The sequence below is a fragment of the Carnobacterium sp. AT7 genome (assembly GCF_000171855.1).
Lineage (GTDB): Bacteria > Bacillota > Bacilli > Lactobacillales > Carnobacteriaceae > Carnobacterium_B > Carnobacterium_B jeotgali.
Window position 1 is genome coordinate 1 of record NZ_ABHH01000037.1, and the last position, 17,127, is coordinate 17,127.

At 36.6% G+C, this 17,127-nt stretch carries 11 protein-coding genes, 23 tRNA genes, 1 riboswitch and 1 other annotated feature; of the genes, 4 read left to right on the forward strand and 30 right to left on the reverse strand.

Annotation, left to right across the window (positions count from 1 at the left end):
* The first annotated feature begins 142 nt into the window (after nucleotides 1-142).
* Together CAT7_RS10565 and CAT7_RS10570 are read left to right on the forward strand one after the other, a co-directional pair.
* Complete coding sequence (locus CAT7_RS10565) at nucleotides 143-979, forward strand: NAD(P)H-hydrate dehydratase (protein ID WP_007725466.1); 837 nt, start codon at nucleotides 143-145, stop codon at nucleotides 977-979.
* Between the two features lie 144 nt (nucleotides 980-1,123).
* Nucleotides 1,124-1,351: a hypothetical protein gene (locus tag CAT7_RS10570; RefSeq protein WP_007725467.1), complete on the forward strand. Its 228-nt coding sequence runs from the start codon at nucleotides 1,124-1,126 to the stop codon at nucleotides 1,349-1,351.
* Between the two features lie 47 nt (nucleotides 1,352-1,398).
* On the opposite strand, the gene CAT7_RS10575 is transcribed toward CAT7_RS10570, so the two are convergent.
* The 6 genes from CAT7_RS10575 to CAT7_RS10600 all read right to left on the reverse strand — a co-directional run bounded on the left by CAT7_RS10575 (nucleotide 1,399) and on the right by CAT7_RS10600 (nucleotide 11,122).
* Entirely contained in the window at nucleotides 1,399-2,118 is a 720-nt protein-coding gene (locus tag CAT7_RS10575; RefSeq protein WP_007725468.1) for a pseudouridine synthase, read from the reverse strand.
* A gap of 74 nt (nucleotides 2,119-2,192) precedes the next feature.
* Entirely contained in the window at nucleotides 2,193-3,869 is a 1,677-nt protein-coding gene (locus CAT7_RS10580) for a putative polysaccharide biosynthesis protein (RefSeq protein ID WP_007725470.1), read from the reverse strand.
* A 212-nt stretch (nucleotides 3,870-4,081) separates the two neighbouring features.
* Entirely contained in the window at nucleotides 4,082-6,499 is a 2,418-nt protein-coding gene (leuS, locus tag CAT7_RS10585) for a leucine--tRNA ligase (RefSeq protein WP_007725471.1), read from the reverse strand.
* 67 nt (nucleotides 6,500-6,566) lie between these two features.
* Nucleotides 6,567-6,808, reverse strand: a binding site (T-box leader).
* Nucleotides 6,809-6,900: 92 nt separating this feature from the next.
* The gene (locus tag CAT7_RS10590) at nucleotides 6,901-7,224 is read right to left on the reverse strand and encodes a putative heavy metal-binding protein (protein ID WP_007725473.1); all 324 of its coding nucleotides are present in this window, start codon (nucleotides 7,222-7,224) and stop codon (nucleotides 6,901-6,903) included.
* Nucleotides 7,225-7,294: 70 nt separating this feature from the next.
* Nucleotides 7,295-10,639 (reverse strand): LysM peptidoglycan-binding domain-containing protein, encoded by a 3,345-nt coding sequence (locus CAT7_RS12625; RefSeq protein WP_007725475.1) that lies wholly within the window; start codon nucleotides 10,637-10,639, stop codon nucleotides 7,295-7,297.
* A gap of 228 nt (nucleotides 10,640-10,867) precedes the next feature.
* Nucleotides 10,868-11,122: a hypothetical protein gene (locus tag CAT7_RS10600; protein ID WP_007725477.1), complete on the reverse strand. Its 255-nt coding sequence runs from the start codon at nucleotides 11,120-11,122 to the stop codon at nucleotides 10,868-10,870.
* Nucleotides 11,123-11,340: 218 nt separating this feature from the next.
* On the opposite strand from CAT7_RS10600, the gene CAT7_RS10605 reads away from it, so the two are divergent.
* A complete protein-coding gene (locus CAT7_RS10605) occupies nucleotides 11,341-12,006 on the forward strand; it encodes a phosphatase PAP2 family protein (protein ID WP_007725479.1) in 666 nt (221 codons plus the stop codon).
* Nucleotides 12,007-12,237: 231 nt separating this feature from the next.
* Here the strand turns inward: CAT7_RS10605 and metK are convergent, their stop codons facing one another.
* On the reverse strand, nucleotides 12,238-13,428 hold the full coding sequence (gene metK / locus CAT7_RS10610) for a methionine adenosyltransferase (protein WP_007725481.1): 1,191 nt from the start codon (nucleotides 13,426-13,428) through the stop codon (nucleotides 12,238-12,240).
* Nucleotides 13,426-13,513, reverse strand: a riboswitch (SMK box riboswitch). (Overlaps the previous gene by 3 nt.)
* A 170-nt stretch (nucleotides 13,514-13,683) precedes the next feature.
* On the opposite strand from metK, the gene CAT7_RS10615 reads away from it, so the two are divergent.
* A complete protein-coding gene (locus tag CAT7_RS10615) occupies nucleotides 13,684-14,520 on the forward strand; it encodes a hypothetical protein (RefSeq protein WP_007725482.1) in 837 nt (278 codons plus the stop codon).
* A 276-nt stretch (nucleotides 14,521-14,796) separates the two neighbouring features.
* On the opposite strand, the gene CAT7_RS10620 is transcribed toward CAT7_RS10615, so the two are convergent.
* The 23 genes from CAT7_RS10620 to CAT7_RS10730 form a co-directional block, all read right to left on the reverse strand.
* Nucleotides 14,797-14,868 (reverse strand) — tRNA-Glu (locus CAT7_RS10620).
* Nucleotides 14,869-14,887: 19 nt separating this feature from the next.
* A tRNA-Ile gene (locus CAT7_RS10625) sits at nucleotides 14,888-14,961 on the reverse strand.
* 10 nt (nucleotides 14,962-14,971) lie between these two features.
* Nucleotides 14,972-15,042, reverse strand: a tRNA-Gly gene (locus CAT7_RS10630).
* 11 nt (nucleotides 15,043-15,053) lie between these two features.
* Nucleotides 15,054-15,126 (reverse strand) — tRNA-Phe (locus tag CAT7_RS10635).
* A gap of 15 nt (nucleotides 15,127-15,141) precedes the next feature.
* A tRNA-Asp gene (locus tag CAT7_RS10640) sits at nucleotides 15,142-15,214 on the reverse strand.
* A 40-nt stretch (nucleotides 15,215-15,254) separates the two neighbouring features.
* Nucleotides 15,255-15,327: transfer RNA gene (locus tag CAT7_RS10645), tRNA-Met, on the reverse strand.
* 26 nt (nucleotides 15,328-15,353) lie between these two features.
* Nucleotides 15,354-15,443: transfer RNA gene (locus CAT7_RS10650), tRNA-Ser, on the reverse strand.
* Nucleotides 15,444-15,490: 47 nt separating this feature from the next.
* Nucleotides 15,491-15,562 (reverse strand) — tRNA-Glu (locus tag CAT7_RS10655).
* A 25-nt stretch (nucleotides 15,563-15,587) separates the two neighbouring features.
* Nucleotides 15,588-15,675, reverse strand: a tRNA-Ser gene (locus tag CAT7_RS10660).
* Nucleotides 15,676-15,707: 32 nt separating this feature from the next.
* Nucleotides 15,708-15,781: transfer RNA gene (locus tag CAT7_RS10665), tRNA-Ile, on the reverse strand.
* A gap of 8 nt (nucleotides 15,782-15,789) precedes the next feature.
* Nucleotides 15,790-15,860 (reverse strand) — tRNA-Gly (locus tag CAT7_RS10670).
* Between the two features lie 5 nt (nucleotides 15,861-15,865).
* Nucleotides 15,866-15,938: transfer RNA gene (locus CAT7_RS10675), tRNA-Asp, on the reverse strand.
* Nucleotides 15,939-15,976: 38 nt separating this feature from the next.
* Nucleotides 15,977-16,049 (reverse strand) — tRNA-Met (locus tag CAT7_RS10680).
* A 26-nt stretch (nucleotides 16,050-16,075) separates the two neighbouring features.
* A tRNA-Ser gene (locus tag CAT7_RS10685) sits at nucleotides 16,076-16,165 on the reverse strand.
* 37 nt (nucleotides 16,166-16,202) lie between these two features.
* A tRNA-Ile gene (locus CAT7_RS10690) sits at nucleotides 16,203-16,276 on the reverse strand.
* A gap of 22 nt (nucleotides 16,277-16,298) precedes the next feature.
* A tRNA-Met gene (locus CAT7_RS10695) sits at nucleotides 16,299-16,372 on the reverse strand.
* A gap of 28 nt (nucleotides 16,373-16,400) precedes the next feature.
* Nucleotides 16,401-16,473: transfer RNA gene (locus CAT7_RS10700), tRNA-Ala, on the reverse strand.
* 11 nt (nucleotides 16,474-16,484) lie between these two features.
* Nucleotides 16,485-16,558, reverse strand: a tRNA-Pro gene (locus CAT7_RS10705).
* 34 nt (nucleotides 16,559-16,592) lie between these two features.
* Nucleotides 16,593-16,666 (reverse strand) — tRNA-Arg (locus tag CAT7_RS10710).
* Nucleotides 16,667-16,669: 3 nt separating this feature from the next.
* Nucleotides 16,670-16,758, reverse strand: a tRNA-Leu gene (locus CAT7_RS10715).
* Nucleotides 16,759-16,807: 49 nt separating this feature from the next.
* Nucleotides 16,808-16,879, reverse strand: a tRNA-Gly gene (locus CAT7_RS10720).
* 6 nt (nucleotides 16,880-16,885) lie between these two features.
* Nucleotides 16,886-16,958 (reverse strand) — tRNA-Thr (locus CAT7_RS10725).
* A 35-nt stretch (nucleotides 16,959-16,993) separates the two neighbouring features.
* A tRNA-Leu gene (locus CAT7_RS10730) sits at nucleotides 16,994-17,078 on the reverse strand.
* Nucleotides 17,079-17,127 lie beyond the last annotated feature (49 nt).

A 17,127-nucleotide genomic window follows, 5' to 3' on the forward strand; every position in this document is an offset into this window, starting at 1 on the left:
TATCATATCACTTTTCGTTTCTAAGACCAACGTCTAGTCCAATTTTTTTGCTATCTACTTAGTAGAAGAAGTTTCGTGCAAAAAATAAGCATTCGTTCTATAATCGATGAGAGTGTAAGTTTAAATTATTGGAGGGTCTTAAGTGAAAGAAATAAATTCAGAAGCCATTCAAGGCATGATTCCCAAAAGAAAAAAAGAGAGTCATAAAGCTGATTATGGTCGTGTGCTTGTAATAGGCGGAAACGAAGACATGGGCGGAGCTATCATTCTTACTGCTAGTGCTGCCGTTTATAGTGGAGCTGGGTTAGTTACTGTCGCAACAGCTAAAGTAAATCATACGGCTTTACATGCACGGCTGCCAGAAGCAATGGTCTTTGATATGTATGATGCAGATCGATTGCTTAAACAGCTCGCAACAGCAACCGTTATTGTCATTGGTCCCGGACTAGGTCTCTCTTCTGAATCATTAGCTATTTTAAAGTCCGTTTTAGCATCCGTCACAAAAGAACACTACTTAATTATTGATGGCAGTGCCATCACTTTAATGGCTAAAAACAACTTAAAGACACCGATAGCTAAAACAATCTATACGCCTCATTTAGGCGAGTGGCAAAAGCTTTCTCACTTAAAACCGACTGAACAGAATGAGACCTTAAACATTCAAGCCCGTAAAGAATTAAAGGCTGCAGTCGTTTTAAAACAAGCGCGCACAGAAATCTACTTTTTAGATGAAGTTTGGAAAAATAGTCTAGGCAATCCTGCAATGGCAACTGGCGGTATGGGAGATGCATTAGCGGGTATGATTGCTGGATTTAGTGCTCAATTTAAAAATAATCGTTTTGCTATCATTACTGCTGTTTTCTTGCACAGTAAAATTGGAGATGATTTAGCTAAAAAGCAATATGTTGTTCTTCCAACACAAATTATTGCTAATATCCCTTTTGTAATGAAAGAATTCTCTACAAAGTTCATTTTTTAATTTCATTGGTCTTCTATCTGGTTATTAGCGTTTTATTCCTCTTTAACAAATCTTATCGTATGAATTGTAATCTTTTTCCTTTCCAAGTATACTCATTTATAATCTAGTCAGCTCCATCATTCAGATTAAAAAGGAGTGGTATATATGGTAAAACGCATCATTGAACATGATCCATCAGACCCAGATTTTATACCAGAAAACGTTCCAACTGATCTAGCTAGAGGTGAAAAACAAACACGTTCTACTCGAACACAACATTTAGATTATGATGACAAAGACTTAGATTCAGCCATTCACACTGCTGGAGATTTAGAAATCGAAGAAGATTTCCCTCCAACAGAGTCACCTGATAGATCTGATTTTTCTCAATAGACGCAAAAAGGAATCAAGGTAAAAACCTTGATTCCTTTTTTTAGTATTTAGTTATCTTTTAAACTAGCTAATTCTTCTTTTGTCAGTTGTCTGTACTCACCTAGTTCTAAGGTTTCATCTAATTGTAAGCTCCCCATAGACAAACGCTTCAAATAAATAACAGATTTATCTACAGCTTCAAACATACGCTTAACTTGATGAAACTTTCCTTCGTGTATCGTGACTTGAATAACAGAGCTTTCTTTTTCAAAATCTACAGATAGTATTTCTAATTTAGCTGATTGACAATTAAATCCATCATCTAACGTTATACCATTCTCAAATGCTTGAACATCTTGTTCATCAACTACTCCTTCAATGATGGCTTCATAACATTTATCCACATGTTTTTTTGGGGAAAGCAAGTTGTGTGCTAACGTTCCATCATTGGTTAAAATCAGTAAACCTTCTGTATCCTTATCTAGTCTGCCCACGGGAAACGGATCCATGACTTGGTCTTGCGGCTGTAGCAAATCAATGACTGTTTTATGCACATGATCTGTCGTTGCACTCACAACTCCTTGTGGTTTATGCAACATAAAATACATGAATTCTTGGTATTGGATGACTTCTCCTGAAACCTCGATTTTATCTGTCTCTGGATTCACGTGAGTTTTTCCGTCTTTTTCAACTAATCCATTTACAGTTACTTCTTTTGCTTTCAATACATTTTTCACCGTTTTTCTTGTTCCAAATCCCATATTGGCTAACAGTTTATCCAATCGCATTTTCTTTGCTCCATTCTTTTAAAACAATTAATTAAAAAACTAGTTGAAACTTTTTTTGTCTCAACTAGTTTCTTTTATTTAATGTGCAGTTTAGCTCTTATACCTGTAACACGAGCTCCTAATAAACGATCCGCTAAACGTGTTTTTAAAGAAGCATACATATAAACTCCACCGCCAAATAAAACTGAAATACCCATTACCAAAAGTGCACTTGTTCGATTGGTTGGATTCATTACTAAGTAAAGCATTTCTTTAACGACAAACGTCACAACAGCCATCGCTAAAGTGATGATTACCATCAATAATATACGTCTACTAACTAATCCAACATCAAAATGCGTAACTTTATACATCTTTCTTAACATTATGAAGACTGTGACACCAAATCCAAAGATATTAGAAACAAACATTCCATTTGTACCGACTATTGCCAACATTGGATATTGAAATGCTAATTTTACAACTAGCCCAATGACTAGTGCCCATAGTGCGGGCCTTGTTTGGTTTGCAGCTTGCATAGTTGATCCCATAAGGACAAACAATCCTAAGAATAAACTCATAAAAGAAGCGACTTGTAATGAGGTTGTTCCAAAATCGCTATGTCCATAGAAAACCGTGTATAAAGGTTCAGCTACTATCATCATTCCAATTGAAGCCGGCAGCATAATAAAGAAAAATAATTGCAGGCTGTCGCTGATTTGACGAGCAATTTTTTTAAAATCATTTTTAGCTATCAACTCTGAAATTAACGGAACAGATGTGATTGCCATTGATCCACCAAAAGAGATGACAATCATAATCAATTTATTAACATTTCCTGAAGCCACTCCATAATTATTCACAATTTGTTTTGGCGACAATTCAGAAATCCGAATCATAATTTGTTGAAACGTAAATTGATCAATCATTTGAAAAAGCGTAATACCTGAACCAATAATGATAAACGGAACAGCAGTACGGATAATCGATTTAAAAATTTCATTTGTAGAAATACTTACTTTATTCAAACTTTGAGATGCGCGTTCATCTAACTCTGGTTTTTTGCGCCAAATAATGTAGAACAAATACCCAATACTAAAAACAGCACCAATAACGGCTGCAAATGTTGAAGCAGAAACCGCATTTACTACTGAACCATTCCATACTTTACGAATCAAAAACACTGCAGCCAGCATAAAAATAACACGAGCTAATTGTTCAATAAATTGTGAAATAGCTGAATACTTCATCACGTGATGCCCTTGAATATATCCACGAGTTACACTCATGCAAGGAATAATCAGTAATGCCCAACTTAGTGAACGAATAACCTGTGTGGCATTTTCAACCGAAACATTTGGACTGCTTGCTGCTATAAACGGCGCCGCAACATACATAATTAATGCCGACACGACACCTGTAACAGCCATTATTTGTAACCCTTTTTTGTAAATATTTTGACTTATTTCGTATTCATTTAAGCTATTGTAATAAGAAACTTGTTTAGCAATTGCGGATGGAACGCCAGCTGTTGCAATATTTAAAAATAAAGCATACGGTGTGTACCCAATTGTATAAAGTGCGTTTGCTGATTCTGCTATATCTTGATTCCCCATCCAAGCCATCCAAGGAATAATGTAGAGAGCTCCTAATAATCGAGATAAAATACTTCCACCTGTCATCCAAGCTGATCCACTGATCATTTTATCTTGTGAACTCATTTCTTTTTTCGGTTGTTCAATTTTATTATCATTGACTGTATCTTTTGACATGACTCAAAAACCTACTCTCATACTTTTGTATATCAGGTTCTATTTTACTTCTTAACTAAGTGGGTTGCAATGCTTAAAGGACCTCTCACACTTAACTTTAAAGAAAAATTAAATTCTGTTTACGGTAGTTGAATGAAAAAGAGACAAGACAAAAGTCTCATCCCTTTTTTTCTTATACCCATAATTCGTTTAAAACCTACTTGGAAATCAGCTTAATTCGCTACAATATTTACCAATCTTCCAGGAACAACAATCACCTTGCGAATCGTTTTTCCTTCAATGGCTTCTTTGATTTTTTCATTACCCATAGCTAATTTTTCTAAATCATCTTTAGAGATTTCTTTTGCTGCCTGAGCTTTTGCTTTTAACTTTCCATTAACTTGGAATACAACTTCAATTTCATCTTCAACTAAGAATTTTTCATCGAATGTAGGCCAAGCAACATAAGAAATACTTTCATTACTATTTGTTAAATGAGCCCACAATTCTTCTCCCATATGTGGTGCGATGGGTGCAAGTAATTGAACAAAAGATTTTATATAATCTACTGGCAATGCGTCGGCTTTATAGGCTTCATTAACAAAGACCATCATTTGAGAAATTGCCGTATTGAAACGCAATTGTTCAAAATCTTCTGTTACTTTTTTAACCGTTTGGTGATAAACAACATCAAGATATCCATCATTAAACGTTGTAATACGGTCGCGAACTTTGCCCTCTTCATCCATGATCAAACGCCATACACGATCTAAGAATTTGCGGCTTCCTTCTAATCCGTTTTCGTTCCATGCAATTGAAGCATCTAAAGGTCCCATGAACATTTCGTACATACGTAATGTATCTGCACCGAATTTTTCTACAACGTCATCAGGATTTACAACATTTCCTTTTGATTTAGACATTTTTTCATTATTTCCGCCTAAAATCATTCCTTGATTGTATAATTTTTGGAAGGGTTCTTTAGTTGGAACAACACCAATATCATAAAGGAATTTATGCCAGAAACGAGCATATAACAAATGCAATACAGCATGTTCAGCTCCACCAATATAAATATCCACTGGTAACCATTGTTTTAATTTTTCTGGATCTGCTAGCATTTCTTTATTTTTAGGATCGATAAAACGTAAGAAGTACCATGAGCTACCTGCCCATTGTGGCATAGTATTTGTATCACGGCGTCCTTTCATTCCTGTTTCAGGATCGACAACATTTACCCATTCCGTAATATTTGCTAATGGAGATTCACCAGTTCCACTAGGTTTGATTTCATCTGTTTTTGGCAATATTAATGGCAATTCAGATTCAGGTAACGTTGTTGACGTACCATCTTCCCAATGGATAACTGGAATAGGTTCTCCCCAATAACGTTGACGGGCAAATAACCAGTCACGTAAACGATAAGTCGTTTCTTTTTTACCAACACTATTTTCTTCTAACCAGTTATTTATTTTATCAATCGCTTCTTCTTTTCCAAGACCATTCAAGAAGTCAGAGTTGATGTGTAGACCATCTTCAGTGAAGGCAGCATTTGCTACATCTCCACCTTCCAGTACAGGAAGAATATCTAAATCAAAAGTTTTTGCAAATTCATAATCACGTTCATCATGTGCTGGAACAGCCATGATTGCACCAGTTCCATATGACGCTAATACATAATCAGCAATCCAAATCGGGATTTCTTTGCCGTTTACAGGGTTAATAGCGTAAGCACCAGTAAACACTCCTGTTTTATCTTTATTCAAATCTGTTCGGTCTAAATCGCTCTTTAAACTAACTTTTTCAACATAAGCATTTACTTCAGCTTCTTGTTCAGGAGTCGTAATTTGTTTGACTAACTCTAATTCTGGAGCTAAGACACTGTAAGTTGCACCAAACAAAGTATCTGGACGAGTCGTAAAGACCGTAAATTTATGATCTGTATCTTTAACAGTAAAGACTACATTTGCTCCAATTGATTTTCCAATCCAATTGCGTTGCATATCTTTAATGCTTTCTGGCCAATCTACTAACTCTAGATCATCTAACAAACGATCTGCATACGCTGTAATTTTCAACATCCATTGTCTCATTGGTTTACGAAAAACAGGATGTCCTCCACGTTCACTTTTTCCATCAATTACTTCTTCATTAGCCAATACGGTTCCTAATGCCGGACACCAGTTCACAGCTACCTCAGCCTCATAAGCTAATCCTTTTTCGTATAATTTAGTAAAAATCCACTGTGTCCATTTGTAATAATCAGGATCAGTTGTATTTACTTCACGTTCCCAATCGTAGCTAAAGCCCAATGAATTGATTTGGCGACGGAATGTTTCGATATTGTGCGCAGTGAATTCAGCAGGATCATTCCCAGTATCTAATGCGTATTGTTCAGCTGGCAATCCAAATGCGTCCCATCCCATTGGATGCAACACGTTGAATCCTTGAGCACGTTTCAAACGAGAAACGATATCTGTTGCTGTATAGCCTTCTGGATGACCTACATGCAAGCCTTGTCCTGATGGATAGGGAAACATATCTAGTGCATAAAAATTTTCTTTTTCAGCGTCTTCCGTTGTACGGAATGTTTTATTTGAAGCCCAATAATCTTGCCATTTTTTTTCAATCGTTTTATGGTTAAAGCTCATATTTATCCCTCTTTCATTTCTTAATCAAAATAAAAATCGTCCTATGAATGCAGATGACTATCTGTACTCATAGGACGATTAAATAATTCATTACTCGCGGTACCACCTATGTTTTCTACAACTATTCATTAATTAAACGAATTAATTGTAGACTCCTCATACCCTTAACGCAGGTGCTACGTCTTTGTCTACTCCTATTTCAACAAAGCAACTCTAAAGGCGAGTTCAAAAGTCTTTTTTATGCATTTCCACCACCCATGCACTCTCTCAAAAAAAATCGTTTCTACTATTCCTTTTCACTGTTTTTTTCTATTGGTTTCATTTTAACAAAAAATAGCCTCTGGAGCAATAAGAAAAGCAGTCCGTTCATTTCTAATAAGACTTTTGCTCTCTCAATTACATCATTTTTTAATTTTCACTGCTGTTCCACTGCACGTCACCATGATCATTCCATTATCTGCACCTAATGTTTCATAGTCCATTTTCACTCCAACGATAGCATCTGCACCTAGTTCTACAGCTCTTACTTCCATTTCTTCTAGCGCTTTACTACGAGCCTCTAACAGTTCATTTTCATAGCCTTGAGAACGCCCACCAAACATATTTCGTAAACCCGCTCCCATATCTTTGAATAAATTAATCCCAGAGATGACTTCACCGAATACAATTCCTTCATAAGCTGAAATTTCATAGCCTTCAATCGACGTTGTTGTAGTAACGATCATCATTTACACTCCCTTTTTAGTTTAGCTAAAAAAAACAGAGACCCAACCTGATGGCTGGTCTCTGTTATCCTTATTTGATAATCAAAGATTGACCAACAAATATAACATCTGATTTTAAATAATTTACTGCTTTTAAGTCTGAAACTGACATACCGTATTTTTGAGCAATATCCCACAGTGTATCATTGCTGACAACCTTATGCGATTTTACATTACTAGTATTTGGTTTTACAGGTGCTGTAGCAGTTGTCGTGCTTTTTACAATTAATTTTTGACCAACATAAATCGTATCTGACGTTAAGTTATTAGATTTTTTCAAATCTGATACGGATACGCCATTTTTTGAAGCGATGCCCGTTAATGTATCGCCTGATTTTACAGTGTACGTTGAGCTACTTGTATTTCCTGTACTTGGCGTTGGTGTTGTCGTTCCACCGGATGTTGAGCCGCCTTTGATTGTCAACGCTTGGTTCACGTAGATTGTATCTGTTTTCAAGTTATTCCATGATTTCAAGTCTGATACGGATACACCATTTTTCGACGCGATGCCCGTTAATGTATCGCCTGATTTTACAGTGTACGTTGAGCTACTTGTGTTTCCTGTACTTGGCGCTGGTGTTGTCGTTCCACCGGATGTTGAACCGCCTTTGATTGTCAACGCTTGGTTCACATAAATCATATCTGTTTTCAAGTTATTCCATGATTTCAAGTCTGATACGGATACGCCATTTTTCGACGCAATGCCCGTTAACGTATCTCCTGATTTAACTGTGTATGTTGAGCTACTTGTATTTCCAGTACTTGGCGCTGGTGTTGTCGTTCCACCGGATGTTGTGCCGCCTTTAATTGTCAATCCTTGATTCACATAAATCATATCTGTTTTCAAGTTATTCCATGATTTCAAATCTGATACGGATACGCCATTTTTTGAAGCAATACCCGTTAACGTATCTCCTGCTTTAACTGTGTATGTTGAGCTACTTGTATTTCCAGTACTTGGCGCTGGTGTTGTCGTTCCACCGGATGTTGTGCCGCCTTTGATCGTCAATCCTTGATTCACATAGATCATATCTGTTTTCAAGTTATTCCATGATTTCAAGTCTGATACGGATACGCCATTTTTTAAAGCGATGCCCGTTAATGTATCGCCTGATTTAACTGTGTACGTTGAGCTACTTGTATTTCCAGTATTTGGCGCTGGTGTTGTCGTTCCACCGGATGTTGTGCCGCCTTTAATTGTCAATCCTTGGTTCACATAGATCATATCTGTCTTCAAGTTATTCCATGATTTCAAGTCTGATACGGATACGCCATATTTTGAAGCGATGCCTGTTAATGTATCTCCTGATTTAACAGTATATGTTGAGCTACTTGTATTTCCAGTACTTGGCGCTGGTGTTGTCGTTCCACCGGATGTTGAGCCGCCTTTAATTGTCAATCCTTGGTTCACATAGATCATATCTGTCTTCAAGTTATTCCATGATTTCAAGTCTGATACGGATACGCCATATTTTGAAGCGATGCCTGTTAATGTATCTCCTGATTTAACAGTATATGTTGAGCTACTTGTATTTCCAGTACTTGGCGCTGGTGTTGTCGTTCCACCGGATGTTGAGCCGCCTTTAATTGTCAATCCTTGGTTCACATAGATCATATCTGTCTTCAAGTTATTCCATGATTTCAAGTCTGATACGGATACACCATATTTTGAAGCGATGCCTGTTAATGTATCACCTGATTTAACAGTATATGTTGAGCTACTTGTATTTCCTGTATTTGGCGTTGAGACATTCGTATTCTCATTTGGTATAGGATTAGTTTGAGGTTGCTCTCCTGAAGATTTCGTATCATATTGTGTTAAATTATATGAATTTATAATAGCATTCAATTTAGAAGCATATGTTGGGTCCGTTGCATAACGTCCTTGCAACCACGCAGTCGCTTCAAAAGCACTATCCGTATTACTTACCCAAGCACCTGCGTAATAATTATTATCCCATGAAGTACCCTTTTTTATTAAATTAGCATTATCTTGTAATGATTCAGCATAAGAAGGATATTTCTTGAAGTTTTGCGGGATATAAATCCAACCTGTTGAAGAACTCCATTCAGAAGTGTACATCGTAACACTATTTCCATTATAGCTTCCTTTTATACCAAATAAATTATGGTTTGGACTTGTCGCTAATTTACTGCTGCCATAACCACTTTCTAAAGCTGCTTGAGCAATCATGACTGAAGCGTATAAGTTATTGTTTGCCGCCACTTGTTTTGCATAAGATGAAACAGCATTAATAAATCCAGCTGGTGTTTTTGCACCTGCAATTGCTTCATTTGTGTTACTTGGAGTGGTTACAGGCGTAGTTTTAGCTGCTGTTTCATTTAAAGCTAAAACTTGTCCAGGTTTAATAAGATCTGAAGATAAATTATTCCATTTTTTCAGTTGTGTTACAGTTACACCATTAGCACTGCTAATTTTATTTAAAGTATCTCCAGATTTAACAGTGTAGGTTTTTGCTGTTGCTACAGAAGTTGTTGCTACTTTAACCGTTTCTGTCACAGATGTTGTCACTGCTTTTACTTGGGCTGATGTAGTTGTTGCAGCAACTTTTGGAGTAGCAACTTTCGCTTTAACCGTTTCAACGATAGCTTTTTCTTTTTCAACTACTGGTTCTACTGCTGATTTTTCAGATTCTACAGCTGGTTCAATAGTATCTTCTATTTCTTCTGGAATACTGATTTCCACTTCACGTGGTGCTTCTACATCTTCTGATATGTTTGTGTCATTAACATCATTATTTTCTTTTGCTAATGATTCTTCTACTATTACTTCTTCTATTATTTCTTTTTCTAGAACACTAATTTCAACTTTATTTGGTACTTCTACAGCTTTTGGTTCTGTGATTTCTTCATCTGCTACATCAGTTTCTACAGGAATAGTCGCATTCAACTCATCCGTTGAGTCAATATCGGTTTCGGTTTCGGTTTCGGTTTCTTGAGCATTTAAAATTAAATCATTAATTTCCTCGACTGATAATTCGTCAAATTCTAAAGCTTCAAACTCTTCAATTGTCATACGTGCCTTAAGTTTATTAATTATTTGTTCTTTCTCAGTTAAACCATCTTCTGATATGTACTCACTGCTACCAGTTTCTACTGCTACTTTTGTACCTTCTTTTGCTTCATCTACATCATTATTCTGTTCAAGTGTTTTTTCCAATTCATTGCTGCTTTGTCCTGCTAATTCATTTGCACTAGCTGATGCAGAAAAAGCTGGAAATGCTAGTAAGCTCACTAATAGAGTTGTGCTAAAAACAGCTGTGCCTTTTTTGATCAATTCGCTAGAATATACTGAATGATCAACACTTTTTTTATTTTTTTCAGCTGAAATTCTTTCTTTTCTTGTTTTTTTCAAGTGAGTACCTCCTATTTTTTATTTAGACATTTTTAAAGTTGATTTGCATAAAGTCATTGCTATTTTATTATATCTTTACGATCCTTATAATGAAAGGTTAACTTAAACAGATGTCCGTTTTTTAATATACGTTACACAATCGTAATATAGTTTAATAGTTACAAGATCAATAATTTAGCATAAAAAAAAATCTGATGTATACAAACATCAAATCCTTTTCATCTATTTTCAAGCAAAAGATGTATCTAAAATCCAATCTTGCTGTAAAAGAAAATATGTAACCTTATTATAAGGAATCCAAATCTCAGCATTCATAATGTCTGAAATAGATTTCCAAAAAACAACGTCTGTCTGCTGTTGTTTTGTCGTATTAATTGCTATACTTTCATTATTTTCTGTTTGTACTATAATTTTTGGAAACTGAATACTTTTGATCTGACAAGTACCTACTGTTTCAGCATATTCACTGTCATCAATCAGCATTGTATTTCACTCCCTTTATCTACTATCTTAATTATATTCCTCAACTATTAAAAAAGAGATAAGAAAATCTTTTTTATCAGTTAATTACTAGTTCATTAGCTTGCTTTATTGTTAAGCAGCCTTTTCAGTTTATTCTATGCCTCAAATATGCTAAAATTATTATTTAAGGTACCTGTTTATTTAATTTTTACATTTTATAGAAAGTACGAGATAAAAATATGAGACCCTCAACGAATAAACCATTCTACACTTCAACCTATTTCTTTATCAGTCTGCTTCTACTCATCCCTTTTAGTATTTTGGCTTTTGGAGTAACAAAGCAAAAAGAATGGCTCAATACTTTTGACCAATTCATTGCTGCTCCCCTTTTAGCTGGTCGTTCTGTTGAAAAAACCATTTTTTATTCCTATATAACTGATATGGGAGGAACACTCTTTATTATTCTACTGACATTTCTTGTTAGTCTTTATTTCATTTTTAAAAAGAAAGATTTTAAAACCGCTTATTGGTATATTTTTCATGTTGCTGTAGGAGCGGGTGTATTAAATCAAGTCGTTAAGCTCATTTTTCAAAGAACACGACCAACTATAGAGCACCTTGTTTTACAAGATGGCTACAGCTTTCCTAGTGGTCATTCTATGGCTTCCTTGATTTGTTATGGCGGAATTGTTTTATTGATTTTCCATCTAAATCAAAAAAAATGGATTAATTTGTTAGCTTGTCTTTTGGCATCCGTCATTATTATTACTATTGGTATCAGTCGAATCTACTTAGGTGTTCATTTCCCTTCCGATGTCCTTGCAGGTTTTTGCTTAGCTGGCTCTTGGTTATCTCTTTCTGCTGCTATTTATTCCAAAAAAATTTTAAAAAATAAACAAAGTTAAAGAGACGGCTCACAACAATGAGCCGCTTTTTTTTTATTCTATATAGGTTAATAAATAATAAAATAGACTAAACGATGCTTATGTCCATAACCTTTCTCAAATCGATTGCACAGTCTTACGTTATGACTTCTTAAATCATAAAAATAATTCTATTTTTCTCATCGCAAATGAAAAAATAAGAAAGACCAATGACTAAAAAATCATTGGTCTTTCTTATTTTAATTTAACATCTTACTCAGCTAAAAAAATTTTCAAACTGTCAACTTTATCTGTTTGTTCCCAAGTTAACTCAATATCAGTACGTCCAAAATGTCCATAAGCTGCTGTTTGTTTATAAATTGGTCTTTGCAAATCTAGCATTTTGATAATACCAGCTGGTCTTAAATCAAAATTAGCTCGTACAGCTTCGATTAAGCGAGATTCAGCTACCGTTCCTGTACCAAACGTATCTATAGCGATAGAAACTGGATGTGCTACTCCGATTGCATAAGCTAACTGAACTTCACATTTTTCGGCGAATCCAGCTGCGACAATATTTTTAGCAATATAACGCGCTGCATAACTTGCTGATCTATCCACTTTTGTAGGATCTTTCCCAGAGAAAGCTCCACCACCATGACGAGCATAGCCTCCATAAGTGTCCACGATAATTTTACGTCCTGTTAATCCGGCATCTCCTTGTGGTCCGCCAATAACAAAGCGCCCAGTTGGATTAATAAAGTACTTAGTATCTTCATCTAATAATTCACTAGGTATTTCATGTTTAATAACAAGTTCAATCATATCTTTTTTCAATAATTCATAGGTTACATCAGGATGATGTTGTGTACTAATAACAATAGTATCTACACGCAATGGTTTATTATTTTCATCATATTCTACCGTAACTTGAGCTTTCGCATCTGGTCTTAAATAAGAGACCAACTTTTCTTTTCTAACGATCGATAACCGTTTTGTTAAACGATGACTCAATGAAATAGGTAATGGCATTAGTTCTGGTGTTTCATTTACAGCAAAACCAAACATTAAACCTTGGTCACCCGCACCAATTTGATCTAATTCATCTTGATTCGTTTCTTTCGATTCAATAGACTCATCAACACCTTGAGCAATATCTCTTGACTGTTCATCAATAGATACGATTACAGCACAAGTATCTGCGTCAAAACCATACTTAGCTCTTGTGTAGCCTATTTCGCGTATTGTATCACGTACCGTTTTTTGGATATCTACATACGTTGTAGTAGAGATTTCCCCTGCGACTAATACTAAACCTGTTGTTACTATCGTTTCGCATGCAACGCGTGCGTCCGGATCTTTTGTTAAAATCGCATCCAATATAGCATCACTAACTTGATCCGCTATCTTATCTGGATGTCCCTCTGAAACAGACTCAGAAGTAAATAATTTTTTTTCTATCATTACTTTGTTCCCCCTTTAAATTTTCGGTTACAAGGCTTCTCCACTTTAAAAGTGAATCCTCTCGGGAATCCGAATTGCAAACCTCATACATTCTACCATAATTTACGCCTTATTAATATCAAATCTATCACATTTGATAAATAACTGATTACTTTAATACTAATTATTTTTACTTATTTATTATTTACCTGTACCCTTCATCTCATTTTGGGTAAAATAAGAATAGACAAAAAATTAAAAGGAGTCTTCTAATTGGTGCAGCCTATTTATAGAACTATCAAACAGTATCTTTATCATCCTTTATTCTTAGTTATTATTATTCCTTTATCCTATCTACTAGCAGGCACTCTTTATGCTAGTCAATATACTCGATTTAATTTCATTCCATTCATTCTATTATATGGTTTCGTTTTTATAAACCACTTATTAGGAAATTTCTTATTTAAAACAGCTAAAATTACTCTTTCTTTTAACCATATATCCTTTATTGTATTTGAAGTAATTAATCTTTTGCTCATCTATTACTTTTCATCCGCAATTCATTCATTAGTAGGCCTACTTTGTTTCTTTTATAGTGCAGTGATCCATACTCACTTTTATTTAATTAGACAAGGATACACTTGGCTAACATTAGCTATTTCCAGTATTTTTAAAGGCGGTATACTAACTTACTTAAGTTTTTATGTCCAAGCAAATTTCATTCCGACTACCCTCTTTTATTGGAGTATTCCTTTAATTCTAGTTGTATTCTTAGTAGAGTTAGGGAAAATACAACTAAACTATCCAATGATCAATGTACAATTGACTGATCAACAGACAAATACTACTTTTTTAGATACAAAAAAATTCAACCGTTTTTTATTAGGTTTATTACTACTCATTTACCTAATAAGTTTTATCTTCTATATTCCTACTTTCAAAGGAACAACCTTTATTATCCTATTTACTTTACCTTTTGCCATCAAACTTATTCAGTATCTCTTTTCTAAAGAAGAGTTGATTGCTAAGAAACTTAAACAAAGAGCTTTACAGTTATATTCAGTTGCCTTTTTTATATCCTTTAGTGTTATTCTATTCATTCATACAAATTAAATATAAAATAAAGGTAGTGACGTTTAGAGGTTCTATAATAGTTAGTGTTGGTGACTAAAAGTCGCCAGCACTATTTTTATAGAAAATGACAAAAAATTAAAACAAGCGAAAATCTCCGTTAGAATAAAGTTACGACACCACATTCAAAGGGAGGATTTTCACTTGTATAAACTATAGGTAGTGATGTTTCGATTCACTTCCTTACTGCAGCATCCATGATAAAACAAAAAAAAGGATCGGAGAAAAAATCTCCAATCCTTTTTTTTGTTTATTTTATGACCCGTACGGGAATCGAACCCGTGATACCGCCGTGAAAGGGCGGTGTCTTAACCGCTTGACCAACGGGCCATTATTTTAAATAGTGCAATGGGCCTAAATGGACTCGAACCATCGACCTCACGCTTATCAGGCGTGCGCTCTAACCAGCTGAGCTATAGGCCCAAAAAAAAAAAGCGGGTGACGAGAATCGAACTCGCATCAACAGCTTGGAAGGCTGTGGTTTTACCACTAAACTACACCCGCATTACAAGAAATGGCCCGGGACAGAATCGAACTGCCGACACCTTGAGCTTCAATCAAGTGCTCTACCAACTGAGCTACCGGGCCAAATATTTAATTAAACGGTCTCGACGGGAATCGAACCCGCGATCTTCTGCGTGACAGGCAGACATGTTAACCCCTACACCACGAGACCTTTTTTGCATTTAAAAACTATCTTTAAAAAAAAAGATAAATTGCGGGGACAGGACTTGAACCTGTGACCTTCGGGTTATGAGCCCGACGAGCTGCCAACTGCTCCACCCCGCGATAATATTAATGAAACATTTAAAAAAAGGAGGATAAGAGATTCGAACTCTTGCGTGCTTTTACACACCTGACGGTTTTCAAGACCGTTCCCTTCAGCCGGACTTGGGTAATCCTCCATAAGACTGATAAGATGATACTGTATTAAATTAAACAAAAATGTTTATGACCCGTACGGGAATCGAACCCGTGATACCGCCGTGAAAGGGCGGTGTCTTAACCGCTTGACCAACGGGCCTATAAAATTACAAAAAAATATAATACGGAGAAGGAGGGATTTGAACCCTCGCGCCGCGTTAACGACCTACACCCTTAGCAGGGGCGCCTCTTCAGCCACTTGAGTACTTCCCCAATAACTAAAAAATAAGTATTAATTTATTCAATGGGCCTAAATGGACTCGAACCATCGACCTCACGCTTATCAGGCGTGCGCTCTAACCAGCTGAGCTATAGGCCCATAAAAAAAGCGAGTGACGAGAATCGAACTCGCATCAACAGCTTGGAAGGCTGTGGTTTTACCACTAAACTACACTCGCAAAAACGGTCTCGACGGGAATCGAACCCGCGATCTTCTGCGTGACAGGCAGACATGTTAACCCCTACACCACGAGACCTTTTTTACATTTAAAAACTATCTTTTAAAAAAGATAAATTGCGGGGACAGGACTTGAACCTGTGACCTTCGGGTTATGAGCCCGACGAGCTGCCAACTGCTCCACCCCGCGATAATATTAATGAAGCTTTAAAAAAAAGGAGGATAAGAGATTCGAACTCTTGCGTGCTTTTACACACCTGACGGTTTTCAAGACCGTTCCCTTCAGCCGGACTTGGGTAATCCTCCATTATGATACAAGGGTACTTTAATCTTAACTGATTAATGGACCTTGTAGGACTCGAACCTACGACCGGACGGTTATGAGCCGTCTGCTCTAACCAACTGAGCTAAAGGTCCAAGATCTTTTAAATAATAATAATAGCGGCGAAGGGGATCGAACCCCCGACCTCCCGGGTATGAACCGGACGCTCTAGCCAGCTGAGCTACACCGCCATAATAAAAGTAATAATTTTAAAAAAAGTGGAGCCTAGCGGGATCGAACCGCTGACCTCCTGCGTGCAAGGCAGGCGCTCTCCCAGCTGAGCTAAGGCCCCTAATTTTTAAATCGGGAAGACAGGATTCGAACCTGCGACCCCTTGGTCCCAAACCAAGTGCTCTACCAAGCTGAGCTACTTCCCGTTAAATAAGGTTTTATTCTTTCTTTCAAAAGAAATGCACCCAAGAGGACTTGAACCTCTAACCCCTTGATTCGTAGTCAAGTACTCTATCCAATTGAGCTATGGGTGCAAATGGTGCCGAGGGCCGGAATCGAACCGGCACGGTGATCACTCACCGCAGGATTTTAAGTCCTGTGCGTCTACCTGTTCCGCCACCCCGGCTTTAGAACAGTTTTCATTCTTGCGAATGAGCTTACTAGTCAACCTAGTAAGCGAAAGACGGGATTCGAACCCGCGACCCCCACCTTGGCAAGGTGATGTTCTACCACTGAACTACTTTCGCAAAAAATGCCGGCTAAAGGAGTTGAACCCTCGACCCTCTGATTACAAATCAGATGCTCTACCAACTGAGCTAAGCCGGCTAAAGTGGTACTTCACTAATCATTCAAATAAAAAATGGTGCGGGTGAAGGGACTTGAACCCCCACGTCTTTCAACGCTAGATCCTAAATCTAGTGCGTCTGCCAATTCCGCCACACCCGCAAAAAGTATGGCATAACTAAACATGGTTGAATGATTAGTTATGAGTCAT

Bases quoted from the DNA above. Each gene is read 5' to 3' on its own strand.
- CAT7_RS10570 (WP_007725467.1), top strand. From the start codon at position 1,124: ATGGTAAAACGCATCATTGAACATGATCCATCAGACCCAGATTTTATA.
- CAT7_RS10575 (WP_007725468.1), bottom strand. From the start codon at position 2,118: ATGCGATTGGATAAACTGTTAGCCAATATGGGATTTGGAACAAGAAAA.
- CAT7_RS10580 (WP_007725470.1), bottom strand. From the start codon at position 3,869: ATGTCAAAAGATACAGTCAATGATAATAAAATTGAACAACCGAAAAAA.
- leuS (WP_007725471.1), bottom strand. From the start codon at position 6,499: ATGAGCTTTAACCATAAAACGATTGAAAAAAAATGGCAAGATTATTGG.
- CAT7_RS10590 (WP_007725473.1), bottom strand. From the start codon at position 7,224: ATGATCGTTACTACAACAACGTCGATTGAAGGCTATGAAATTTCAGCT.
- CAT7_RS10600 (WP_007725477.1), bottom strand. From the start codon at position 11,122: ATGCTGATTGATGACAGTGAATATGCTGAAACAGTAGGTACTTGTCAG.
- CAT7_RS10605 (WP_007725479.1), top strand. From the start codon at position 11,341: ATGAGACCCTCAACGAATAAACCATTCTACACTTCAACCTATTTCTTT.
- metK (WP_007725481.1), bottom strand. From the start codon at position 13,428: ATGATAGAAAAAAAATTATTTACTTCTGAGTCTGTTTCAGAGGGACAT.